The organism is Vibrio sp. 10N.261.52.C11 (genome assembly GCF_041471405.1).
Taxonomy (GTDB): Bacteria; Pseudomonadota; Gammaproteobacteria; order Enterobacterales; family Vibrionaceae; genus Vibrio; species Vibrio crassostreae_C.
The window spans coordinates 63,132-86,740 of the sequence record NZ_JBFROI010000033.1; the positions used below are offsets into that span (position 1 = coordinate 63,132).

20 protein-coding genes and 1 pseudogene are annotated in these 23,609 nt (G+C 42.2%); 11 read left to right on the forward strand and 10 right to left on the reverse strand.

Going from position 1 to position 23,609, the window contains the following annotated elements; all coding sequences use genetic code 11:
- Positions 1 to 285 precede the first annotated feature (285 nt).
- From vxrA to AB4323_RS13595, 5 genes are read left to right on the forward strand one after another with little or no spacing between them, the layout of a single operon-like run.
- Positions 286 to 1,758 (forward strand): sensor histidine kinase VxrA, encoded by a 1,473-nt coding sequence (gene vxrA / locus AB4323_RS13575; RefSeq protein WP_065584951.1) that lies wholly within the window; start codon positions 286 to 288, stop codon positions 1,756 to 1,758.
- Positions 1,733 to 2,392, forward strand: a complete 660-nt coding sequence (vxrB, locus tag AB4323_RS13580) for a response regulator transcription factor VxrB (RefSeq protein WP_019351050.1) — start codon at positions 1,733 to 1,735, stop codon at positions 2,390 to 2,392. Before vxrA ends, vxrB begins: the two co-directional genes overlap by 26 nt.
- Entirely contained in the window at positions 2,392 to 3,279 is an 888-nt protein-coding gene (locus AB4323_RS13585) for a DUF2861 family protein (protein WP_065584952.1), read from the forward strand. The genes vxrB and AB4323_RS13585 overlap by 1 nt, the downstream gene beginning before the upstream one ends.
- Positions 3,280 to 3,329: 50 nt before the next feature.
- A complete protein-coding gene (locus AB4323_RS13590) occupies positions 3,330 to 4,484 on the forward strand; it encodes a conjugal transfer protein TraF (RefSeq protein WP_372152710.1) in 1,155 nt (384 codons plus the stop codon).
- 41 nt (positions 4,485 to 4,525) lie between these two features.
- Positions 4,526 to 4,678, forward strand: a complete 153-nt coding sequence (locus AB4323_RS13595) for a YoaH family protein (RefSeq protein WP_004731009.1) — start codon at positions 4,526 to 4,528, stop codon at positions 4,676 to 4,678.
- 534 nt (positions 4,679 to 5,212) lie between these two features.
- Here AB4323_RS13595 and AB4323_RS13600 read toward each other — a convergent pair.
- The 3 genes and pseudogenes from AB4323_RS13600 to AB4323_RS13610 form a co-directional block, all read right to left on the reverse strand.
- Positions 5,213 to 5,704: pseudogene (locus AB4323_RS13600) on the reverse strand (GGDEF domain-containing protein); the annotation flags it as partial.
- Positions 5,705 to 6,735: 1,031 nt separating this feature from the next.
- Positions 6,736 to 7,047 (reverse strand): stress response translation initiation inhibitor YciH, encoded by a 312-nt coding sequence (gene yciH, locus AB4323_RS13605; RefSeq protein ID WP_008221404.1) that lies wholly within the window; start codon positions 7,045 to 7,047, stop codon positions 6,736 to 6,738.
- Positions 7,048 to 7,050: 3 nt separating this feature from the next.
- Complete coding sequence (locus tag AB4323_RS13610; RefSeq protein ID WP_017060095.1) at positions 7,051 to 7,419, reverse strand: DUF3319 domain-containing protein; 369 nt, start codon at positions 7,417 to 7,419, stop codon at positions 7,051 to 7,053.
- 100 nt (positions 7,420 to 7,519) lie between these two features.
- On the opposite strand from AB4323_RS13610, the gene AB4323_RS13615 reads away from it, so the two are divergent.
- Positions 7,520 to 8,488 carry a tyrosine-type recombinase/integrase gene (locus AB4323_RS13615; RefSeq protein ID WP_017060094.1) on the forward strand — a complete coding sequence of 323 codons (969 nt, stop codon included), beginning with the start codon at positions 7,520 to 7,522 and terminating at the stop codon, positions 8,486 to 8,488.
- Between the two features lie 155 nt (positions 8,489 to 8,643).
- On the opposite strand, the gene AB4323_RS13620 is transcribed toward AB4323_RS13615, so the two are convergent.
- Complete coding sequence (locus tag AB4323_RS13620) at positions 8,644 to 9,639, reverse strand: D-alanine--D-alanine ligase (RefSeq protein ID WP_248367461.1); 996 nt, start codon at positions 9,637 to 9,639, stop codon at positions 8,644 to 8,646.
- Positions 9,640 to 9,818: 179 nt separating this feature from the next.
- Complete coding sequence (locus AB4323_RS13625; RefSeq protein ID WP_017069919.1) at positions 9,819 to 10,382, reverse strand: SPOR domain-containing protein; 564 nt, start codon at positions 10,380 to 10,382, stop codon at positions 9,819 to 9,821.
- 216 nt (positions 10,383 to 10,598) lie between these two features.
- On the opposite strand from AB4323_RS13625, the gene AB4323_RS13630 reads away from it, so the two are divergent.
- Positions 10,599 to 13,283: a GNAT family N-acetyltransferase gene (locus tag AB4323_RS13630; protein WP_372152711.1), complete on the forward strand. Its 2,685-nt coding sequence runs from the start codon at positions 10,599 to 10,601 to the stop codon at positions 13,281 to 13,283.
- Here the strand turns inward: AB4323_RS13630 and AB4323_RS13635 are convergent.
- Positions 13,272 to 14,159, reverse strand: coding sequence for a LysR family transcriptional regulator (locus AB4323_RS13635; protein WP_372152713.1), 888 nt, complete (start codon positions 14,157 to 14,159; stop codon positions 13,272 to 13,274). The genes AB4323_RS13630 and AB4323_RS13635 overlap by 12 nt on opposite strands.
- Positions 14,160 to 14,381: 222 nt before the next feature.
- On the opposite strand from AB4323_RS13635, the gene AB4323_RS13640 reads away from it, so the two are divergent.
- Entirely contained in the window at positions 14,382 to 16,529 is a 2,148-nt protein-coding gene (locus AB4323_RS13640; RefSeq protein ID WP_010429656.1) for a TonB-dependent hemoglobin/transferrin/lactoferrin family receptor, read from the forward strand.
- Positions 16,530 to 16,887: 358 nt separating this feature from the next.
- On the opposite strand, the gene galE is transcribed toward AB4323_RS13640, so the two are convergent.
- From galE to AB4323_RS13660, 4 genes are all read right to left on the reverse strand, one after another.
- Complete coding sequence (gene galE / locus AB4323_RS13645; RefSeq protein ID WP_017060088.1) at positions 16,888 to 17,901, reverse strand: UDP-glucose 4-epimerase GalE; 1,014 nt, start codon at positions 17,899 to 17,901, stop codon at positions 16,888 to 16,890.
- A gap of 82 nt (positions 17,902 to 17,983) precedes the next feature.
- On the reverse strand, positions 17,984 to 19,960 hold the full coding sequence (locus AB4323_RS13650) for a diguanylate cyclase domain-containing protein (protein ID WP_372152715.1): 1,977 nt from the start codon (positions 19,958 to 19,960) through the stop codon (positions 17,984 to 17,986).
- Positions 19,960 to 20,496, reverse strand: a complete 537-nt coding sequence (locus AB4323_RS13655) for a YfiR family protein (protein WP_017060086.1) — start codon at positions 20,494 to 20,496, stop codon at positions 19,960 to 19,962. The genes AB4323_RS13650 and AB4323_RS13655 overlap by 1 nt, the downstream gene beginning before the upstream one ends.
- Positions 20,486 to 20,701: a hypothetical protein gene (locus AB4323_RS13660; RefSeq protein ID WP_102394477.1), complete on the reverse strand. Its 216-nt coding sequence runs from the start codon at positions 20,699 to 20,701 to the stop codon at positions 20,486 to 20,488. The genes AB4323_RS13655 and AB4323_RS13660 overlap by 11 nt, the downstream gene beginning before the upstream one ends.
- A gap of 170 nt (positions 20,702 to 20,871) precedes the next feature.
- Here AB4323_RS13660 and AB4323_RS13665 point away from each other — a divergent pair, with 170 nt between their 5' ends.
- The 3 genes from AB4323_RS13665 (at position 20,872) to AB4323_RS13675 (ending at position 23,445) form a co-directional block, all read left to right on the forward strand.
- Complete coding sequence (locus AB4323_RS13665) at positions 20,872 to 21,615, forward strand: 5-oxoprolinase subunit PxpA (RefSeq protein ID WP_017060084.1); 744 nt, start codon at positions 20,872 to 20,874, stop codon at positions 21,613 to 21,615.
- 134 nt (positions 21,616 to 21,749) lie between these two features.
- A complete protein-coding gene (locus AB4323_RS13670) occupies positions 21,750 to 22,502 on the forward strand; it encodes an allophanate hydrolase subunit 1 (RefSeq protein ID WP_372152716.1) in 753 nt (250 codons plus the stop codon).
- On the forward strand, positions 22,495 to 23,445 hold the full coding sequence (locus AB4323_RS13675; RefSeq protein WP_372152717.1) for a biotin-dependent carboxyltransferase family protein: 951 nt from the start codon (positions 22,495 to 22,497) through the stop codon (positions 23,443 to 23,445). Before AB4323_RS13670 ends, AB4323_RS13675 begins: the two co-directional genes overlap by 8 nt.
- Positions 23,446 to 23,609 lie beyond the last annotated feature (164 nt).

Genomic DNA, 23,609 nt, shown 5'->3' on the forward strand with positions numbered 1-23,609 from the left:
CACCTCTAAACAATATGTAACAACTCGATAAGGAGCTCATTTGAGCTCCTTTTTTTATCTTACGAAAGCGACTCTATGTGTGATCTCAGTTGATACGAAGTTGACGAAGCCTGATGCAAAACTTGTCGCAATTGAGGTTTGGCTTGCCAATCAGCCTACTAGTACGTATGTACAATGTGGCCGTAATATATTGGCCTTTATCTCTGTAGCTCGCCATTCTCAATGTTTTTCATGCGGTTAAAAATTTATCTTTGATAGCGAATGGTATATATTTGGTTGATCTATATGAATTTGCGTTGGTTTGTGATCATCAAAAGAACATTTACTCTTCTTATCGCTACGTTGTCTGTGTCTGCAAACGCATTTGCTGACTCTTTACCTGAGCGTATCGATAATTTCACCAAACTCTTTGATCATGAAACGGCAATCGAATCTTACGATATTCGAGTGCTACAGGCTGATTATCCAACACGTTTGATCATGCCGTCTTCTATGCTGCCACAAACAGCAGAGTACCCGTTAAAAGACATTCAGCGCTTGTACCAGTTATCAAAAACCTGTAGTGGTAAACTGCCGTTAAGCCCTTTGATTACTGAGCCTTTAGTTTTTACTCGTGCAATGTGTAAAGGCACCAAGCTTTCTGACCGTTGGTTTAGCCGTAGTGGTTTGATTCACCCTGGCGGCGGTTCTTATGCGGCACGATACGTTGAGAAGTACCCAGAAAAATTCGACTCTCTGAAGCGCTTTATGCATATTCAAGAGCGACCAAACACCGAACACGATGAACTACTGTCTCGCTTGCAACAAATGGATAGCGAAGCAATCACCGCGCTGTTAGCGGGTGCGAGTATGTTTGTTGAGCTTGATGAGATGTGGGTAAAACGCGGCTACAGATATTACCTGTATAAAAAATCAGTCTGGAACGAAAATGCCACGCTTGCTGGGTTATCGTTTAGCTTGTCTTCAGAAGGTAAAAGCTGTTTTGTCCAGCGTGGTAATGTGTGTTGGGAAATAGAAGATCATTCAGAGCTTCTGCAAGTCGCCATGTTTATCTTGGTTATTGCCAACATCATGCTTGTCTTAGGTTGGGCGGTTTACCGTTGGAACAGTAAGAAACAAGAGATGAAGAGCCGCATGCTGGTGCTTCAAATCCTAACGCACGAATTAAGAACGCCGATTGCAAGTTTGTCATTGACGGTTGAAGGGTTCAGACGCGAGTTCGAACACTTACCAGAATCAGTATATGATGAGTTTCGTAGGCTGTGTGAAGATACACGCCGTTTAAGACAGTTGGCAGAAGCAAGTAAAGACTATTTGCAATCAGACAACCAACCGCTCGCAACAGAGTGGGTACCAAGCGTTGAAGAGTGGCTTCAATACAAAGTTGAAGAAGAATTTGCACCGGGTATTGAACTCCGTGTAAACAAAGATATTGCTGCAAAAATAAACGTATATTGGTTAGGAACGTGCATCGACAACCTGATCAGAAACGCCGTGAAATACGGTGTCGCACCAGTGATACTAGAACTGAATACTTCTGACAAGAAGCTGACATTCAAAGTTATAGATAATGGAGACTTGTCCCGCAAAGATTGGGGGCAACTAAGAAAGCCATTCGTAAGTAAGAGTGGACTCGGTTTAGGTCTGACGATAGTGGAATCTATGGTCGGAAAAATGGGCGGTCACATGACGCTTATCGGCCCCCCAACAACATTTATTTTGGAGATACCTTGTGAAACAGACATTGCTTCTCGTTGAAGATGATAAAAATTTAGCTGACGGTTTATTAGTTAGCCTTGAGCAAGCTGGATATGAATGTTTGCATGCAGAACTGATCTCTGAAGTTGAAGGCTACTGGGAACAAGCGGACCTAGTGATTCTAGACCGTCAACTTCCTGATGGTGACTCAGTAGATTCACTTCCAGGTTGGAAGAAAAAGAAAGACATCCCAGTTATTTTGCTAACGGCTCTCGTCACAGTAAAAGACAAAGTTGCGGGCCTAGACTCAGGTGCAAACGACTATCTAACTAAGCCTTTCGCTGAAGCTGAATTGTTTGCTCGAATTCGCGCGCAGTTACGCCTGCCTGATTCTGAAGATCAAGACGCATCAAAAGTGATGGCTCAAAATCTGGTTATCGATAAAGCGACACGTGAAGTGTTTTTCAATGAACTGGAAGTCACGTTAACGCGTACTGAGTTCGACCTACTGCTATTTTTGGCAAGCAACCTTGGCCGTGTATTCACTCGTGATGAGCTGCTTGACCATGTATGGGGTTACAACCATTTCCCAACAACACGTACCGTAGACACGCACGTTCTGCAACTAAGACAGAAACTGCCGGGTCTAGAAATCGAAACGCTGCGTGGCGTTGGTTACAAGATGAAAGCGTAATGAAAAAAGCCTTACTTCCACTATTAATGTTGTCTTGCGTGGTGAATACCGCGCAAGCTGCAGATTGGTTTAAGAGTAGCGATACTCTAACTCAAGTTCATAAACACCTGTTGGATAATGACTTACCTCAGATGTTTGATTCACTAGTGGAAGTTTGGCAAATCAACTCTTCTCAATCACGAGAAGATCACCTCAATGAGCTGTTCGATCAAGCATTGAACAAAGATTGTGGTAAAACCCTCACCAGAAAAACACTCCCAGATTGGATCAGTTCAGTCGTCGTTAAAAGACACATCATTCAAAGCCCTGGCCGAGATACTTTTCGCGTATCGATTGATGTTGAATCCGAAAACAACATTCAAGATATTACCTTCGAGAAATGGGTCGATAAGATTGTTTCATCGGACAGTGAGCTAACCAAAGACAGTGAAGTCGTAAACAACGCATCGGTGAGCCTATACCGCAAGCGTTACAATTTAGCATCTCAACTTGAGTCAGGCCTGTATCGTTTAAGTGTGAAAGGCGATGGCGGTAATTCATGGAGTACTTGGATTATTCTTGGTGACGTTGCTTTTCGTCAGCAAGTTCGTTGGGCATCAAAAGACACGTGGCGCATCGATAAAAAAGAACTGCTGAACCCTTATTGTCCGCTTCCTAAGCTCGAAATTGGTTTGTACGATTACATCGATGAACACTATGAGCAGGTGTGGGGCAAGAGCTATGAATCTGATTATCCAATGAACCTAACTGGCGAAGAACTTCCCAATGATCGCTACGTTTTGGCGGTTTCAATGGTGCATTCACGCTGGCAAGGTGACATAGCGATAGAACAAGCACAAACTATCAGTAAAACTTATGATATTTCTAGCGAAGAAGAGTTAAAGTAATTTAGAATTGAGCCGTTAACTATGTAAGGGATCTAACAAAGATAAACGGCATGAAAAAAACCACAAAACTACTCGCAGCATCAATTGCATTCGCCAGTCTTCCTCTTTCAGCAGCAAACTACGCCATTGAAGCGCGTGGTGATGCGATGGGTGGTGTTGGTGTTGTTTCAGCAAACTTCCTAACTGCTCCATTCTATAACCCAGCACTTGTTGCGATTTATCGTCGTAATGATGACATGGGAATGATCACGCCAAGTTTTGGCGGTAATTATAATGACCCTAATAACTTAGTTGATGATATCGATAATTTAGTTGACAGCATTGAGTCAGGTACTGTGGCTGGTTCTGATCTAGATGCTCTTAATGGTGATAGCCTGAATGTTGATTTAGGTGGTGTTGTAGCATTCGCTCTACCAAATCAGTATATTGCAGCAAACGTATTTGCAAAAGCATACACTGAATCATTTGTAACCCCTGATACATCTAGTGACGCTACTAATAGTGACTTGGTTAATGCTGAGTTAACTGCTGTTAAAGCTGTTTCTATTGGCATTATGGAAGCTGGTATATCATTAGCAAAATATCAAACGTTCATGGGACAACATTTGTCGTTTGGTATTTCTCCAAAACTCCAAAGAATCTATACGTATAACTACATTGCCTCGGCACAAAACTACGATCTAAGTGATGTTCGAGAAAACGACACCGCGGAAACTACATTTAATATTGATGCAGGTGCGCTTTGGTTTTACGGCCCATTTAGAGTGGGTTTTTCTGCAACGAATATTATAGACCGTGAGATTGAAACTAAATCCGTTAGCCAACAGCTAACAAGCAGCACAGGGGCTACAAGAACAGTAACATCGAGTCATTCTTATAACCTGGGGCCTGTCTACACTGTTGGTGCGGGGATCGTTTCTGATTACTTTACGTTGAGTGTTGATTATGATTTGAATGAAGCAGAGAAGTTTACTTCGTTCGAAGACAACGAACAGATGATTCGTGTTGGTACTGAAGTCGACCTGTTACGTCAGCTTAAGCTAAGGGGAGGGTATTACAAGAACCTGGCTTACTCTGATTCAGAAGGAACAGTGACAGCTGGTGTTGGTATCTCGCCATTGAACTTGTTTCAGCTAGATCTAAGTGCTAACTACACGAATGAAAATGCAATGGGTGCATCCATCAATTTCCTTGCTAGTTACTAACAGTCCTTATATAGTTCTGCTCCTAAATAAAGGAGCAGAGCATGCTAAACGACTTACCAACCCTTTCTCACGAAGAACAACAGAAAGCTGTTGAACGAATTCAAGAAATGATGACTCAGGGCATCAGCACAGCACAAGCTATCAAAATCGTTGCTGAGCAAATTCGTGAAGAAATGAGTAATAAAGAAGAGTAGGGCATCAGCCCTTCTTTTTTATTACCTTAGTGCACTATAACTAAATATGTTACCCTCTAGTATATTATCTCGTACATCCGAACTCTTTAGTTACCCTAAATTCCGATCTACCCAAAACCATTAAATACCGTATATTCAGCAAGTTATGTCGGAGTAATCCACTTTTCAGGCATTCCTCGGTTTTGAGTTGTAATTAAATTACAGCAAGATCTGAAAGTAAAACAATCGCCACTTTAGGTGTCAGTATTTGTGTCACCATGTCTAAATGGCTAAATATATAGTGTTTTTACGGCTAGTGACGTTGTGACTTGTATTTTGAACGGATGAGAATCCATGAATGATCAGAAGCAGACAAATGAGGATTTTATCTAAGAACAGAGTGAAACAATCCACAGCGGTAATGTTCAAAACCGATATCGCGAATGGCTTACCACCGCTTAGAGCAAGCTTCGTTGCCACATATGTGCTTTACAGAATAAGTATTTAAAAAGCTTACGAGGCGTAAGGTGTTGTGTAGAAATGCGGCGCGTATCAATTTGAGAATGCTAAATCGATGTGTTTTCTATTGGGGAATGATAAGTCTAAGCGATAGAACTTGTTAGAAATAGGGTCGCTTTGAGCGCAGTAGTTGTCGTCGTGGTTACGTATGTAGAATCGAAACCTTGGCTCCTCTTGACCTTCATATTCTATATTGATGGTGACCGAATCGAACGTTGAGAGATCGAGCCCTTTATTTTGGGTCGATCTCTTAACGTACTCAATTTCACAGAAGGGTAAGCTATAGGTTTGTTCAAAGTCACGCTGTAACTTAATTCCATCTTCTGACTTATGTAATGAGCCTACGGTGCCACCATCGTGGTCTCTGTCCGTATTTACGCGCGTAGGCTATCTGTCAGGTGTGATGATGTAGTTCTTATCCATGAGCGTATTAAAAGAGATCAACGACACTAGCGTGATTGCTAGGCAAAAATACGCGCCCAGCGACAGATATATGCCTAAATAGCGTTGTTTTTGTTCGGTATTTATACGAAAGGTAACGTTTTTAAGGGGATAATAATTTAACTGTGTAAATATACAGTTATTATTTGGGTTCTTTATTTTGTGTTCCATAGGACCAAGCTTTACCTGTACAGCTAGCTACAGTGTCACTTTACTTATTGATTACATGTGTCGATAAACATTATAAGCTTTCTAATCTCAGGCGGTAACACCATTGCGACTTCAAAGCAGGCATATCAGTTAGAGAAAACAAGTAAAGAAAAACTAAGCGCAATGGGTTTAAAGTAACTCTTAGGTTTATTACCAAAGCTACCTAAGTCCAATTGAACGTAATTTCAGGGCAAACCGTGATTATGGATCTCCCAAGTATCGGTGTTGTGTACCAGCAATAAGTGTAATGAATCTATGCAAACTGAACACAAAGTACTAACTCTAGAGAGAATCGTTAAGAAGGTTTGAAAAATGTGTGTGCGAATCTACGTAAGACAGACGAACTTTATTAGCTGATGGATTTGAACGAAAGCTCAGAATGTGCAGTTGATAAAAAACATTGGTCGCGTGTGTGAAATCTGAAAAAGAAACAACAGCAATGCTCACAAGAATCACACACAACGCGGCGGTTCGTTAGTGCAAACAGAGAAGTGGCAAGATAAGTTAAATCAGATGGACAAAGTTTCTCGTCAATTAGATTTGCTGAATGAAGATTGAATTGTGTAGACGCTGGCCGTACATATAATTATTAGATTTCAAATGCGATAAGAAAACTCTGAACGGCGCAAGAAGCGTGAGAGTCAGTTGGAACAAGGATTTTAAGGACAAAAGATGAGAATACTACCTTTAGAATTAACTACACGTATTATTAACTGCGTATTATGTACGTTATGTTAAATGGTGTTTGGTATTTATAAGGCAGGTATCTTTGTGTGATGCCCTGCCTTTGTATTGTGCCGATATTCTCTAATTTATACTGTGTATTTAACCAAACTGGCTATTTACCATAAAATACCTAATAACCAGTGATAATAATCTTCGATTTTAACCCTGGTATTAGTTAGAGATTAACCGCCAGCAAATTTAACTTTGTAGCCTTTCTTTTCAAGGTGCGCTTTGATCTTGTCGCGCGCGTCACCTTGAATTTCGATGTTGCCATCTTTTACTGAGCCACCGCAGCCGCAAACTTTCTTGAGTTCTGCTGCCATTAGTTTTAATGGTGCGTCATCTAGGTCTAAGCCAGTTACGACAGAAACGCCTTTGCCTTTACGGCCTTTGGTTTCTTTTTGGATTCGAACGATACCATCGCCTTTAGGACGTTGGACTTTCTCTTCTTCAGGCTTAATGCGACCTGTTTCTGTTGAATATACTAGGCTCATAATTTACTTCTTTTGTTGCTCTGCTTTTTGTTTTGCGAGTAAGTAAGCTTCTATATGGCGTTGGATTGCAACCTTGCCGCCTTTGATTAAGCGACCGTTAAACATGCAATACCACGCATTAGGCTCACCGGTGTCATTCTTGATTTGGTAGCCGTTGAAGTTTTCAGTCGAGCCACCAGTTCCTCTCGACTTATTTAATGACATGAATTCTTTTGGATCAATAATAGATGCGGTATCAATCCACCAATCAATACTCTTTTTCACGGCAGCTAGGTTGCCCTGAATAACGTTGTTTTTTAACTTAGCACGCCAAACTGTGTTGTTAGCATCTATCGATTGAAGATGGACGCTTCGGTAAATTGAATTAGCCATATCTATTAATCATCTTTCTGTTTTCACTGCATTAATCATAAGTATACTAATAATGATATCAAGCATAATATGGTAAAAACACCTGTCGAGGTATGGTAATTTGAGAAAAAAAGTCCCTATTTTAACTGACTCTGTGATAATTAATTCATTTGTTGAAAAATTAAACAGCAACGCGACAATAGAAATTATAGATGAGTTGACAGGATTTCAATACTCTCGCAATTCACTGTTGGGCATTTACAGTGATTGGAATCGCTATCATGCGTTCTGTACCAAACATCGTATTAACACACTTCCCGCATCTATAACCGCTGTTCGTCGTTTTCTTGAAACGGAGTCTAACGATAGAAAATACGCATCGCTAAAACGTTACACTGCAACGCTTAGCATGTTACATACTGTGTTGAGCTTTGCTAACCCGATCAAGCACAGGCAAGTTCGCTTTACCCTACTCCACTTACAATCTCAAATGGCCGGTGACGCTAAACAAACCAATGCTATGACATCTGTGCATCTCACTGATTTGAATACGTTACTCTCCCATGAGAAAGCAAACCTGAAAGAGATCAGAGACATTGCTATTTATAACGTGATGTTCGAGTGTGCTTTAAAGCGCTCAGAGCTTAAGTTGTTATCGATGAGTGATGTTGAGTACGTTGAAGATCATTACCAAGTAACAGTCAAAGATTCGGCTTATCAGTTGTCACAAATAGCCAGTGTTGCACTTCAACGTTGGCTTTCGTTTACTGGTATACAAGATGACTTGCCAGTATTTCGTGCGATAGACAAGCATGAGAATATTGGTTTGCAGCCTTTAGATGATTCGTCCATCTATAGGATATTGAGAAGAGCTAGCGACTTACTTCAACTGCCAGAAAATCACCATTTCTCTGGAAATTCGATTCGTGTTGGTGCTGCACAAGAGTTGTCGAAACAAGGTCTTAAGGTGAGAGAGATTCAGGACTTTGGTCGTTGGCTTAGCCCGGCAATGCCAGCTCAATATGTCGGTTTCACGGGAACGGCTGATAGTGAGAAGATGAAGTTTAAGGCGTTAATACCTTGGCAATGACGGGTCGCAGATTACTTGGATATTACTATTTTGATATAAGTTATGGTTAAAACGATATTTGTAAAAACGGTTAGCGTTAAAAACAAAAAGCGCCTTGGCGAAAGCTCAAGGCACTTGTTGGTTCAGCTCTAAGTGAACGAAAACGAGTTAGAAACCTAAGAAAGGCTTGTTCTCACGCAGTTTTCTAAGAACTGGCTGAATTTGTGGCCGTCATGTTCAACCATTTTAGGGAACATGGAGATTGGCGTCATACCTGGGAAGGTGTTGACTTCGTTCAGGTAGATCTCGTTGTCTTGCGTTAAAAAGAAGTCGATACGAGACAAGTGACGAAGCTTCATCTGGGTGAAGACTTTTCGTGCGCTGTCTGCAATCAATTCACGCTGTTCGTCAGTTAAATTACTTGCTTCAACTTCAGTGATCGAGTGGCTGTCTGCACTGTACTTCTCTTCGTAAGAGTAAAATGCGCCATTCGGTGCAATCACCTCACCCGGCTTGCTGATGTGTAGCTCGCCATCGATTTCATAAGCAGCAATTTCTAGCTCTCTAGGCACCACTGATTTCTCAACCAATACTTGGTCCGAGAAAGTGAACGCCTTGTTGATAGCCTCGCTTAAATCTTCTACTTGGTTAACTTGGTAACAACCTACAGAAGAACCTTGACGAGCCGCTTTCACAAACACTTTACCCCACTTTTCAAATGCTTGAGTTGCTTGTGAGTGAGCTTGATCATTGTTGTCTGATAAGAACAGGTACGGCGTGTTTGGAATACCAAGTGCGTCGTACCAAAGCTTTGACGTGATTTTGTTAAAGCTGTTGTTGCTCGCTTCAGAGCCACAGCCTAAGTACGGAATTTTAGCCATTTCAAACAGTGATTGAATGTCACCTGTTTCACCTGGGAAACCGTGTATGCACGGCACAATGAAATCGACTTTAGATGCTAAATTGTCACCGCGTAAGGTTTGGTCGTTAATATCAAGATAAACCAATTCACCTGAATCAAGACACCAGCCTTCGTTCTTAATTTCAACTCTTACAACGTTAAAATCTGCAACGCTATTAAGTTGTTCAAAAAGGTAATTGGCTGAAACTAAAGATACTTCATGCTCTGAAGATCCACCGCCGCAAAGTAGAAGGATGTTTGTGGTGTTCATGGGTAAATTCGGTCCTTGAAACTAGGAGTACTGACTTCAATGATAAACAAAAGTCGAGATAGGTACAGTGTTTTGATTGTTAAAATTGCGTTCGAAAGATCGAGCGATTAACTATTAAACAAAACAGCGAGTCTTAAAACAAAAGAAGGAGCATTTGCCCCTTCTTTATGAATCAAAACTTAGTTCAACTTGTTAAGCGTTGGGTATTCAGAGTTCTTGATGTCATCAATGCTCTTAACGAACGGCTTCAAGTTTTGGAAAGTGTTCGGCAGTGTTGAGATTGCCTTTTTAGCTTCTAAGCGTGTTGCGTAGTCACCATAAAGTACCGTGAACCACTTAGTGCCGTTAACCATTTTGTAGTTTTCCCAAACTGGTTGAGAAGTCGTAGGTAGCATTTTCACGAAAGAATCGACTTTACTTTGGCTGCCAACAGCAACAACTTGAACTGTGTAACCAAAACGTTGGTTCATGTCTTGTTGTTTCTTGGTTGGGCCTGTCACTACTGCAACTGGCTTAGCTTGAGTCGTTTGAGCGACTTTCTGTTCAACAGGTTCGGTTCTGATAACGTTGACAACATTTTCTTCAACAACGCTTGTTTGCTCAGATTGAGATACAACTGGAGCTTCAACTTTTGCCGTTTTGTACTCTTCTTGATAACTATCTGAGGTGACATTGGTAACGTAGTCGTCAGATACACACGCAGCCAAGAGCAGTGGCAAAGTCACAATTGCAAATTTTTTCATGGAAAGCTCTATATCCTTAATAATAATTACTATAAATCATGCCGATACGTCGGTTTAGAATCAAGTTAACTTTGGGATTATACACCATTAGTGGGTGACCTATTTCACAAACTTTATGCAGTGTTTGCTTATTCATCTGAATTCGGTGAATTTGCCATCAACCTGTGAGTGCAAAGTAAGTTACGATGAACTTACGTGCATTGCTAGGATATGTCTATGAATCATCTTGATCCCCTACTTAAACCCCGTTCAATCGCTGTTGTTGGTGCTTCTCAACGAGAAACACGCGCAGGATATATTGTTATGAACAATTTGTTGCATGGGGATTTTAAAGGTGCGGTGATGCCGGTTACGCCGAAATATGATTCAGTGGCCGGTGTGCTTTCTTACAAGAACATTTTGTCGTTACCGATTGTTCCTGACCTCGCAATCTTGTGTACCAATGCGACCCGTAATGTCGCTATTTTTGAAGAACTGGCTGAGAAAGGTATAGCCTCTGTCATTGTGCTTTCTTCAGACATGCAGCAAGAAAGCGATAATGGTGAGACGTATGATGAACGATGCCTAGCGATTGCCAAAAAGCACAACATTCGAGTGTTGGGTTCCAATAGTTTGGGGGTGATTGTTCCTTGGTTAAATTTGAACGCCTCATTCTCTCCAGTGACAGCATTACCCGGTAAGATCGCCTTTGTTTCTCAGTCGGCAGCTGTGTGTACCACTATTCTCGATTGGGCTAATGACAAAGAGATCGGTTTTTCGGCGTTTATCTCTATAGGCAATGGTAGCGATATCGAATTCTCGGAGTTATTGGATTATCTCAGTACCGACTCTCACACCGAAGCGATATTGCTTTATGTAGACAGCATTACTGATGCGAGGCGCTTTATTTCTGCAGCGCGTGCGGCTTCGCGTAACCGACGAATTTTGGTGTTGAAAGGCGGTCGAACGGCGAAAGGCAGAGCCGCAGCAATGGCTCACACTGGCGGTGCCGACACATTAGATATTATTTATGATTCCGCAATCCGACGCAGCGGCATGCTACGAGTTAAGAACTTACATGAACTGTTTGCTGCGGTAGAAACACTGACTCATTCAGTACCATTGCGAGGCGAGCGCTTGGCTATTGTTACTAATGGTGGCGGCCCTGCGATTATGGCTGTGGACACCCTATTTGACCGCGGTGGTAAGCTCGCAGAGTTTTCAGAAGAGACACTTGATAAGTTGAACAAGGTTTTACCATCGAGTTGGTCTCATAGCAATCCTATCGATATTGTCGGCGACGCTGGTGATCAACGTTATATCGACACTATAAACATCTTACTCGATGGCGATGAAGCAGACGCGATTCTTATCATGCACAGCCCTTCAGCGGTCGCACATTCCGCTAAAACGGCAGAACGAATTATTGAAGCGATTAAGAAGCACCCTCGCCACAAGCGCTTTAACATCCTGACGAATTGGTCTGGTGAGCTAACAGCAAGGCCCGCACGAAAGCTGTTTACCGAAGCGGGTTTCCCAACTTATCGGACCCCTGAAAGCTCTGTGGTCGCATTCATGCACTTAGTCGAGTACAGACGTAACCAACGTCAGTTAATGGAAACGCCGACCACTGCAGAAAAAGTACACATTGAAGATCTAGCAGATGCGAAAGGTTGGATAGAAAGAAAACTACTGGATAAAGATACAGTTAGCCTTGATACTCACCAAAACAGTCAGTTTTTCAAGAGCTTCAACCTCGATGTGTTACCAACTTGGATCGCTTCTGACCCAAGTGAAGCGGTACACATCGCTGAAACGATCGGTTATCCCGTCGCAGTAAAATTACGTTCGCCGGATATTGCACATAAGTCAGACGTACAAGGCGTGATGCTCAATTTGCGAAACAGCAGTGAAGTTGCCAATGCGGCTCAGGCAATTCTCGATCGTTCTCAATTATCCTTCCCTACAGCAAACATCCACGGCTTGTTAATTCAAGGAATGGCGAAACTCGCGGGCGGGCAAGAACTACGTGTAAAGGTCACGACCGATGAGACTTTTGGTCCTATTATTTTACTTGGTCAAGGAGGTTCAGAGTGGGATGAATCGATTGATGCGGCAGCTGCATTTCCACCACTTAATATGACACTGGCTCGTTACCTAATCATTCGAGCAATAAAAAGTGGCAAAATTCGTCTGCAAAAGCTTCCTAATCCGATTGATATAGAGGGACTCTCAGAACTGCTGGTTCGTATATCTCAAATGGTGGTTGATTGCCCTGAAATACATGATTTGGATATCCATCCAGTACTAGCCAATGGAGACAAGTTCACAATATTAGACGCAGATATTATCTTGAAAGCTTATGAAGGTGATCCTCAAGAACGGTTGGCAATACGTCCTTATCCTGTAGAGCTCGAAGAAAACATTCAACTCAAGGATGGCACAGAGGTGCTGTTACGCCCTATTCTCCCTGAAGATGAACCACTTCACGCAGACTTCATTAATAGAGTATCGAAAGAAGATCTTTATAAGCGTTTTTTTAGTGATGTGGGTGAATTCAATCATGAGGCATTGGCTAATTTTACTCAGATTGATTTCGACAGAGAAATTGCTTTTGTGGTTGTTCGCAAAGAACAAGGTGTTCCGGCTATTATCGGTGTATCAAGAGCGCTAATTAACCCAGAAAACACAGATGCAGAGTTTGCGATATTAATTAGGTCTGATCTGAAAGGTGTCGGATTAGGTCGAATTCTTCTGACTAAGGTTATCGACTACTGCCGAGCAAAGCAGACCAAGCAAATGTCTGGGATGACGATGCCAACGAACAGAGGCATGCTAACACTAGCTCAAAAGTTGGGGTTTGAGCTAGATATTAGTTTTGAAGACGGTACTGCGGATATGGTGTTGCCGTTACTTGAGTGACCATGTCTTTTTAAGGTGCTGAATACACCATGATTTGGCGTCGCCCATTTTATTGCGTCGCCAAGCCATGACGATATCAATAGCTTGGGGTTCCGTTCCTACAATTCGCTGAAGCACACCAGATTCAATCAGTGGTTCCGCGATAACACTCGGTAAAGTGCCTATGCCTAACCCTGTTGTTAGAGCTTCTACTTTTGCTGGGAAACTCGTTACGGTTAAGCGTGGTTGTTTTTCTAATATATTAATACTTAGTGCGGGTTGATCGCGTGCTGTATCGGCAATTACAATAACCCTGTAACTTTCTCTGGCCTTCTGGTCGAACTCACCAGAACGTTTGTGAACATAATGGTTTGATGCTGCCACCCAAACCATTTCTATTTTACCTATTACGTCACTTTTAATGTCGTTTGGAATCGTATCAAGCTTTGGGCACACAAGTAAGTCAGCTCGGCCATCGGCCAGAGATTCCCAACATCCAGCTAAGATTTCTTCTTGTAAACGAACGCGTGTTTTACTGATTTTACCTAGTTCATCAACCAGTGAGAAAAAATTACTAATCGGAATAATACCATCAAAGGCGATAGTTAGATCTAGCTCCCAACCATTAGCAAGAATACTCGCATCGTTAACGAGTTGTTCAGTCGCACCAAGAATTATCCTGCCTTGTTCTAGTATTAACTGCCCCGCTTCCGTGAAATTTGCACGATGCCCAGACCGATCAAAAATCATGATGTCTAGATCTTGCTCCAACTTCTGAATTTGGTAACTCAATGATGATGGCGCTCGGTCCATTTCATTCGCTGCTGCGGCGAAACTTCCACGACGATCGATAGCATCTAGTATGTGTAATGCTTCAAGTGTTATTGGGCTATGCATAGCTTTCCTACTATAAATTGAGATTTACATCACAAAAACAGAAGCATTCACAAAATGAATGGAACTGAATAAGTCTTTTTAATACAAGTGATTAAGAGCATTAATTATGAATTAGTTGATAAAGTTGAAAATTAATTAAATGCAAATAATAGTAATTATCATTTAGATCCAATATCATCTTCGCAAATCAAGATAATACTATGGAACTAAGGTAACTATCAGATGTATAAGCAATCCCTACTCTCTGCTTCAATCGTTTTAGCGCTTTCATCAACGTCAGCCTTTGCTGAAGATTATGCCCTATTTGATGAGGTTGTTGTATCCTCGACGCGCACGAATCAAACACTTATCAATACAGCGGCTTCTGTTGCAGTCATCTCCGATGAGCAAATCGAAGAGAACATGGCAAAAAATGTTAACGAAATCTTCGAATACACTCCAGGTGTAACGATGAACTCGAGCTCTCGACAAGGTGCACAAACCATCAACATTCGTGGCATGGAAGGTAAGCGCGTAAAGATTTTAGTGGATGGCTCATCGCAACCAGGTTCATTTGATGGTGGCCCTTACGCATTTATTAACTCTAGCGGTATTTCAATCGATCCCGATATGCTGAAAAGTGTCGAAATTATCAAAGGTGCGGCTTCAAGTTTACACGGAAGCGACGCTATTGGTGGTGTTGTCGCCTTTGAAACTAAAGACCCTTCTGATTTCTTAAAAGATGGAGAAGACTTTGGCGGTCAAGCGAAACTGTCTTACTCTTCAGAAGATAACTCTTTCAGTGAGCACGTTGCATTAGCTAATCGATTCGATGACCTAGAAACATTGGTAGCCTACACTCGTCGAGATGGTGAAGAGTTGCAAAACTTCCGTAACCCTAACGACTTAGAGAACTACGCTGTAGAAGGTCAAGATACTTCAGCAGATAATCTTTTGGTTAAGTTGCAATATCAGTTAAACGAAAGTCATCGTATCGAGTTTTTAGCTGAGCTAATCAAAGATACTTCAGACTCTGACATCTACCACTCAAGCTACGATAGCTATACAGGTGCTGATGACACAACGCAAAATCGATTCGCTATTAAGCACATTTGGTTCGCTGATGGCACAATTGCCGATACTGTAACGAGTAAAGTATCGTACATTTCTAAAGAAGAGAATGGTGTAACTAAGCGCTTTAAACCTGCAGGCCCAGGTATGCCACCTTGGGTACCAGCTAACAACGACAACTTACAAACAAAAGACTACGAGTACACTGAAGATAAGCTTGAAATCGAGACTCAGCTAGATAAAGAAATTAACAACCATTACCTAGTGTATGGTGCAACTTATACACATAGTGACATCAGCAACACCAATATGGAGTATAACTCTGATCCTGCTACTGATAACCAACTTTATGTATATACTCCAGATGCTAAGGAGCAAAAATTTGGCTTGTTTATTCAAGACGAAATTAGCTTAGTGAATGACAAACTTATTGTTACCCCTGGTGTACGCTTTGACTATTTCTCAACTGATCCTGGTAACAACACCACTGAGACGTTGAGTGATTTCTCAGATTCTGCGGTAACTGGTCGTTTAGGTTCAACATACAAACTTACAGATACAGGCACTATTTTTGGCCAAATTAGCCAAGGCTTTAGAGCCCCTTCTTTTGATGAACTTTACTATACATATGATAACCCTGGACATGGGTACGTAAATGATCCAAATCCAGATCTTAAATCAGAAACCAGTATTTCATACGAGCTAGGCTATCGTCACAACACTCAAGCTTCATCATCTGAAATCGCGGCCTACTACAGTGACTACGATGACTTTATCGAGACAGTGGTTACGAAAAAGGTTGGTGGAACAACGCACTATTCTAACGTTAACTTGGATTCGGCAACGATAAAGGGGATTGAATTCTCGAACACGTTACTTTGGGATGTCTTGGTTGGTGCGCCTAAGGGTATTTCAACTCACTTCGTAGCTTCATACACAGAGGGTGAGGACGGAAACGGAAATGCACTAAATAGTGTTAACCCTTGGAATGCGGTGTTAGGTCTTAACTATGATGCGCCAAACCAAAATTGGGGTACTAGCGTTAAGTTAAACTACACAGCTGACAAATCTGGTTCAGACATCAACTTCGATGACGAAAGTGGCGGTAACGCAGGCCAGGCTGAGCTTCCAAGCGCAACAGTTGTTGATTTAACAGCTTACTACAAACCAATGAAGGATCTGACGATTCGTGGTGGTGTGTTCAACTTAACTAACGAAGAGTACTACCGTTGGAATGATATTCGCGGTGATGATGAACTTTACAAAGAGAACACTCAAGCGGAAAGAAACTACGGTATTTCAGCTAAATACGAATTCTAACTCGTTAGAAAACTTAACGACAGAATCTGATACAGCAGAAACTAAAAAGCCAGCTTAATTGCTGGCTTTTAATTTATTTCACTAAAAAATTGTATAAAAAAGGTAATAAGTGAAATTACTTCTCTGCCATCTCTTTTTTAACCATTACTGCAGCAGCAACGATGAAAGTGATGATTAGGCCTAGTTCCATGATTAACTCCAAAGAAAATTAACATTAAACATATAATTCGCGAGCATAATAACACAGCGGATACAGAATGATACTTTTTAACCACTAATTTACTTTTTATTCGATTAAGATCAAAAAAGATGCCCGAAAGCATCTTTTAATTTTTGAATCATTCACGAAACCACTAGGTTAACCAGGGAATCCATTCGGGTTTGTTGACTGCCAGCGCCATGTATCTTCGGTCATTTCAGCCAATGTGCGGCTTGCATTCCAGCCCAGTTCTTTCTGAGCTTTAGCTGGATCTGCCCAACACTCTGCGATGTCACCAGGACGGCGTTCAACTAGCTTGTAAGGGATCTCTTTACCGCTTGCTTGTTCGAATGCTTTAACCATGTCTAACACACTTGAACCGTTACCCGTACCAAGGTTGTAGATATGAAGACCGTCTTTGCACCCTACTTTCTCAAGCGCTGCGATGTGGCCATCAGACAGATCCATTACGTGGATGTAATCGCGAACGCCAGTCCCGTCTTTTGTTGGATAATCGCTACCAAATACAGATAGGAATTCACGGCGGCCCACTGCTACTTGAGAGACAAATGGCATTAGGTTATTTGGGATACCTTGCGGGTCTTCACCTAGCTCACCACTTGGATGTGAACCTACAGGGTTAAAGTAACGCAGCAGTGTAATGCTCCAATCAGGATTGGCTTTTTGGAAATCGGTTAAACACTCTTCAACCATTAGTTTACTACGACCATATGGGTTGGTAGCGCTTGTTGGGAAGTCTTCAGTAATTGGCACACTTGCAGGATCACCGTATACCGTTGCTGAAGAGCTAAATACCAAGGTTTTTACACCCGCATCACGCATTGCATCAACAAGAACTAAAGTGCCGTTTACGTTGTTGTCGTAGTATTCAAGAGGCTTTTCCACAGACTCTCCGACGGCTTTCAGACCAGCAAAATGGATAACCGCTTCGATGTTGTGTTGCTTCATAGTTTCAGTCAAAAGCGCTTTATCACGAACGTCACCTTCAATGAAGTTGGGACGAACGCCCGAGACTTTTTCGATGCGCTCTAGAACGCTTGGTTTGCTGTTGTACAAGCTATCAAAAAGTACAGGTGTCATACCTGCGTTGATCATCTGGATACTTGTATGGCTACCAATGTAACCCATGCCACCTGTAACTAAAACATTCATGCTTAGCAGACCTTTTAATTAAAAATATTCAACCTATCACTTATGATACAACAACTTAGGGTGAGCTCACAAACACCGGTGCCTATTTACCCTCACGAGCGAACACAAACTGACCTTTTCCTTTGCGTTTCGCTTGGTACATAGCCTCATCAGCAACCTTTAGAATCACGTCAATATCACGCTCTGAGCCATCAACTAAATTGATACCTAAGCTCGCCCCAACATGAAGTGAACGCTGTTTATAATTCACTTCTTGCCCGATCAGATCCAACAATCGCTCGGCTAACTTCGCTAATAAGACTTTGTTTGTCTGTTTAATAATAAGAACAAATTCATCACCCGACAAACGTGCAACCAAATCCCCCGCTCTTACCTGAGATAATAACCGGTTTGACACTTCTTTAAGGATTTCGTCACCCGCATCGTGACCATAGTTGTCATTCACTTCTTTGAAGCCATCCAAATCCAAGTAAATAACCGCAAAATGCTGATTTGAATAGTGGCTCGACGTGACAACATCATCCATAACCTTATACAGCTGCGCTCTATTCGCTAACCCGGTTAATGCATCGTGATGAGCCAAGTGTTCGAGTCTTTCCATCTCTTTAACGTTGGATAAATCAGACAGCGTTAATACCATATCAAACTCGTCTTTCTCGTTGTCTGAGGCAATTCGATTCACTTTGACAAACATTGGAACTAACGTGCCGGACGCGCTTTTCTCCCACACTTCGCCTTGCCATTGACCATAGTTGTCTAACGAACTGCGAATTGTCGGCATCAATGATGAAAATTGCTGCCACGAAAATACTTCAAATGGTGTTTTGCCCACCAGCAGATCAGAGTGATAACCGAGAAGTTGTGTGATCGCCGGGTTAACCATGGTTATCACATTGGATGAGTTGAGCACGATCAAGCCGTCTTTACTGTTTTCGAAAACACCCGCAGCAATACGTTGGCGACTCATGGCCGTTTCTATGTCGGTGACATCTTGGATTGCATAAAGAATACGACAATGTTTTGTCAAAGAACGACTGCTCACACGGAGCCAGCGTTTTGATTGAAAGAGATCGGTGGTTTCCAGCAATTCGTCATTAAGTTCAATATTGGCATCAATAACATCTTGTAAGTAACCCGTTTGCTTGGTCGCGATCAACTCTTGGATCAACAAATTCTCAAGAAAGGCTTCCGAGCATTTAAAAATATCCCGAGTAGCTGCGTTCGCATGAAGAATGAGCCCTTTTTCATCCACCACCAACAAAGAGTGCTGAACGGTTTCAATGACCTCATTTGCGAATGATTTTTCTTCTTGTAACTTGTCTAACGTAAAATTGATTTGGTTATCGCGATGTTGAAGCCTTTCTAACATGGTATTGAAAGCTCGAACCAGATCGCCGATTTCATCGCGGTTCGTTACGACTAATTTAGGCTGCTTCGAACGACGCTCAACAAAGGCTTGCATCGCCTCATTGAGGTCAAACATCGGTTCGATAATCAAGCGTTGCACCAATTTGACCACTACTCCGCCTAACATCACCAGAAACAACAGGTAGACGACCGCAACCTTGAAAATATTCGTTAAGATCGAATTAAACGTCTCTTTCGATATTGTTACTCTCAAGTTCGCGATCACTGCGCCATCCAGTGTCACTGGAACGAGCAAGAAGATGAAATGCTCAGAGATGGCAAATTGATGATCGGCGATATCGTCTAATTCTTCTGCGTTTGGCCTTGGAACCAGAGTGTTGCTCACCTGATAGCTGGCAAAAAGCTGTTCGTTGATGTCATAGAGCTTCACTCTAACAATATCTTTATCTGCGACGAAAGCTGACAATATTTCCTGAGCCGATGACTTGTCTTCAAATAAAATCGCGGCTTGCAAGTTATAAGCAACACCTTGTGCTAGCACTTTAACACGCTGAATAAGACTCTCTTTCTCTCTCTCAAACGTGACAGTGTAATTTACCGATTGGATCGTTACAAAAGTGACTGCGATGAAGATGATAATGGGTAATATCAGCTTGTTTTTAATCGATATGTTATTAATGAAAGACAACATTATTGGCCCTCCACTATAGCGATTCGTAACAGGTTCGAGCCAATGACGTAGTCACCGCGCCTTGCGTTCTCTAGATTGATCTTAGGTTTGAGCTTATTATCGATGTGCGTGAGTTCAATGATTCCACCTAAGTCCGTAAAGTTAGGGATATCACTGATTGTCACAGTATGTGGCGAGTGCTCTTGACTAAGAAATTGGTCATTTTTACGGTCAGACAAATACGTAATATCACACTTAGAAGTAATCGACTGTTGAACTCGGATAGCGAGCGAACGAATAGATTTCCCCTCGGTAATTGACGTTAGCACTTGGCTTACCTTTTCATCGCCAATCACACAAAAGTTCACAGCGTTCATTGAGCTTTCATCATTCCAACGTATAAAATTCGCAATTCTAAAAAGGTACACCGCTTTCACTTCATAAGGTTTGAAGCTAGCAGCTGAGGTGTTCAACGGCACAATAAGCATCGTTAAAGCCGCTAAGCCTAGTTTAGATAAGCCGAGCTTAATGCGGTGCTTAAGCCATTTAGAATTCATGAGAGATCCTCACATATACAGACTCTTGGTTGACACAAATCTCGGTAAGTTTTTGTGTCACTTTCGAAGCCGTTTCCATTTCGACATCTAACATAGACAACTCTTCAAGGCTCATCGACATGAGCTGGTCTAGAGAGTTTTCTTGAGCAGAGACAAAAACAGGTATCGTTAATGCTAGTCCTAAGCAAACCTGGCGGGATATCATGTGCTCACCTAATATACAGATAGATATTAATCCTTTAATCAATAGTTCAACTATATATGAAATGCCATACTGGTAAATCTACGGTGTCGAAAGTTTGAGTTAGGTCACTGTTTATTTATGGTATTTATAAGACCGTCATTACTTACCTCAACGTAAAGGATTAGCACCACGTGACAACGAAGATTTTGCTTAATTGCGACATGGGAGAAAGTTTCGGCAATTGGAAGATGGGCGATGACGAGTCGGTCATGGAATGGGTCGATATGGCAAACATCGCTTGTGGCTTCCACGCGTCTGATCCGCACGTTATGTCCAAGACGATAAAACTGGCGCAGCACTATCACACCCAAATTGGTGCTCATCCCGGTTATCAAGATCTCGTTGGTTTTGGTCGCCGTTCTATTCCACACACCATGGACGAAATCAGTGAGCTGGTTTGTTATCAAGTCGGTGCATTACAAGCCCTTTGCCGCTATCACCATACCACTGTTGGCTATGTGAAACCTCATGGCGCTCTTTATAACGATATGATGGCAAACATTGATGTGTTCAATGCGGTAGCCCAAGCCGTCGCTGAGTTTAACATCCCGTTGATGATTCTCTCTTCATCAGACAATCAACAGTATTTGGATATTGCTGACGACCATGACTTGCCTCTCTTGTTTGAAGCGTTTGCCGACCGTGCTTATTTAAATAACGGACAATTAGCGCCACGTACTCAAAAAGGCTCGGTTTACGTCAATCAAGACGATATCTATAACCAAGTTATGCAAATCATTAACTATGGCTCGGTTACGACTTTAGAGGGCGAAAGACTGCCTATTGAAGCCGATACTATCTGTGTTCATGGTGATAACCCTCAATCCATCGCATTAATTAGAAAAATCAGACAAGACCTCAACGCTTTTAATTAGTATGAAGCGTGTGATTGGTATAACGCATGGTCTAATCGCTCGTGAGATCTAATTGACTTGTATTGGCTTGGACACGGAAGTGAGACACGCCAAGTAAGCTAAAAAAGGCAAGATAACAAACGTATGGAAACGAAATGACGACGAATCAGATTGAATTCAATATAGCGCCAGTCGCGGAATGCAGCGTTTTGGTGACCTTGACGCTATCGCCTTCAAATAATCAATCTAGCGCCGAATATGCGCAATACATAGCTCACTTTTCCGATGCCATTCGCCAAAACTTAGCATCGGTGTTGATGAATGTGACACCGGCTTACCAAACAATATTGGTCGATTACCTCCCTTATCAAATATCAGAACAGCAGCTCATTGAACAGCTCAATAATTTGTTGAGTCATGCTCTGTCGTCCTTTTCTAGTGTTAGTAAAACTCGCGATACGATTGAGCTTCCTGCCTATTACTCACCAGAAACGGCGCTCGATTTAGACCGATATCAAAACAAAGGCCTGTCGCTCGACCAGATAATTCAACATCACACCTCACAGACATACAGCGTCAGTGCGATTGGGTTTACGCCTGGCTTTGCCTTTATGTCGGATGTGGTTAATGAGCTTGCCTTGCCCCGTCACTCCACACCCCGCTTAATTGTGCCCAAAGGCAGTATCGCCATCGCGGATACGAAAACAGCTGTGTACCCTTCGGATTCACCGGGCGGTTGGAATATTATTGGCAATTGCCCACTTCCGTTGTTCGATCATAGCAAGTTGAAGAACGCCGATATCACGCAAAGACCACTGTCTCTGCTTAATGTTGGTGATACCGTCCGTTTCATAGCGATTTCAAAAAAAGAATTTGTAGAGTTGGGTGGAGGCATCGTAAATGGCTAAGACAAAAACTAAACCAACACTGACAGTGATTAAGCCCGGCCCGTTGAGTTTGATTCAAGACTTTGGGCGATTTGGTGTTGCTCATCTTGGATTAACGCAAGGTGGACCGGTTGATGACTACTCTTATAGTTGGGCTAACCATCTATTGGGCAACCCAGTCAACCAAGCGGCGTTGGAAATCACGCTTGGGCAATGTGCGTTGAGAATCGATTTTGATTGCGAGATGGCACTATGCGGGGGTGATTTACAAGCGAAACTCGATGGTAAACCACAGGCTAACTGGAGCACTTTTCAAGCTTTTAAGGGGCAAGTTCTCTCATTTGGTTTGCCTAAAAATGGTCTAAGGGCGTATTTAGCCATTAAGGGCGGTTTCGATGTTCCATCAACTCTTGATAGCTGCTCTACAGTCACTCGTGAAAAGATTGGTGGATTAACGCAAGATGGCGAGCCATGCCAGCAAGGGCGACAAATCGCTTTTACCCAACACCAACTCTCTCATCCATTTAAAGCGTTGAGTGTTACCTTCCGATACACGCCTGATTACAATCTACCCGTGAACCTACGAGTGATTGAAGGCTATCAAAGCGAGCTATTCTCCGAGTCAGCAAGAGAGATTTTGTATAACGCGCAGTATCACGTTGACCAAAACTCTAATCGGATGGGTTATCGACTCAGTGGCGAGCCCGTAGACTCGCCTGACATTTCGCTATTGTCAGAAGGCATTGCCCTAGGTGCGATTCAAATTCCACAAGATGGACAGCCTATCGTGCTGCTTAATGATAGACAGACCATAGGTGGTTATCCGAAGATAGGATGTGTCGCCAGAATCGATTTACCACGCTTGGCGCAAGCAAAACCTGGACATGCGATATCGTTCAGCAAGGGCGATCGCTTGGGCTTACAAGATGTTTGGTGCCAATGGGCTCAGTTTTTCGGCTATTAGTTTTTGCGATGTGTTATGTGCTAAATGCTATGTAGCTGAGAATAATCAACTAGGAAGATGTCATTTAGATGAGGTTCGGTATCTAAGCAGATGTTGAAATGAAGATTCGGCTTACCTATTACAGTAAGCCGAATTGAAGAAATTAAACGCAGTCGATGATGATA

Coding starts and splice junctions, on each gene's coding strand:
- vxrA (WP_065584951.1), top strand. CDS start 286: ATGAATTTGCGTTGGTTTGTGATCATCAAAAGAACATTTACTCTTCTT.
- AB4323_RS13585 (WP_065584952.1), top strand. CDS start 2,392: ATGAAAAAAGCCTTACTTCCACTATTAATGTTGTCTTGCGTGGTGAAT.
- AB4323_RS13590 (WP_372152710.1), top strand. CDS start 3,330: ATGAAAAAAACCACAAAACTACTCGCAGCATCAATTGCATTCGCCAGT.
- AB4323_RS13595 (WP_004731009.1), top strand. CDS start 4,526: ATGCTAAACGACTTACCAACCCTTTCTCACGAAGAACAACAGAAAGCT.
- yciH (WP_008221404.1), bottom strand. CDS start 7,047: ATGAGCCTAGTATATTCAACAGAAACAGGTCGCATTAAGCCTGAAGAA.
- AB4323_RS13610 (WP_017060095.1), bottom strand. CDS start 7,419: ATGGCTAATTCAATTTACCGAAGCGTCCATCTTCAATCGATAGATGCT.
- AB4323_RS13620 (WP_248367461.1), bottom strand. CDS start 9,639: ATGAACACCACAAACATCCTTCTACTTTGCGGCGGTGGATCTTCAGAG.
- AB4323_RS13625 (WP_017069919.1), bottom strand. CDS start 10,382: ATGAAAAAATTTGCAATTGTGACTTTGCCACTGCTCTTGGCTGCGTGT.
- AB4323_RS13630 (WP_372152711.1), top strand. CDS start 10,599: ATGAATCATCTTGATCCCCTACTTAAACCCCGTTCAATCGCTGTTGTT.
- AB4323_RS13635 (WP_372152713.1), bottom strand. CDS start 14,159: ATGCATAGCCCAATAACACTTGAAGCATTACACATACTAGATGCTATC.
- AB4323_RS13640 (WP_010429656.1), top strand. CDS start 14,382: ATGTATAAGCAATCCCTACTCTCTGCTTCAATCGTTTTAGCGCTTTCA.
- galE (WP_017060088.1), bottom strand. CDS start 17,901: ATGAATGTTTTAGTTACAGGTGGCATGGGTTACATTGGTAGCCATACA.
- AB4323_RS13650 (WP_372152715.1), bottom strand. CDS start 19,960: ATGTTGTCTTTCATTAATAACATATCGATTAAAAACAAGCTGATATTA.
- AB4323_RS13655 (WP_017060086.1), bottom strand. CDS start 20,496: ATGAATTCTAAATGGCTTAAGCACCGCATTAAGCTCGGCTTATCTAAA.
- AB4323_RS13660 (WP_102394477.1), bottom strand. CDS start 20,701: ATGATATCCCGCCAGGTTTGCTTAGGACTAGCATTAACGATACCTGTT.
- AB4323_RS13670 (WP_372152716.1), top strand. CDS start 21,750: ATGACGACGAATCAGATTGAATTCAATATAGCGCCAGTCGCGGAATGC.
- AB4323_RS13675 (WP_372152717.1), top strand. CDS start 22,495: ATGGCTAAGACAAAAACTAAACCAACACTGACAGTGATTAAGCCCGGC.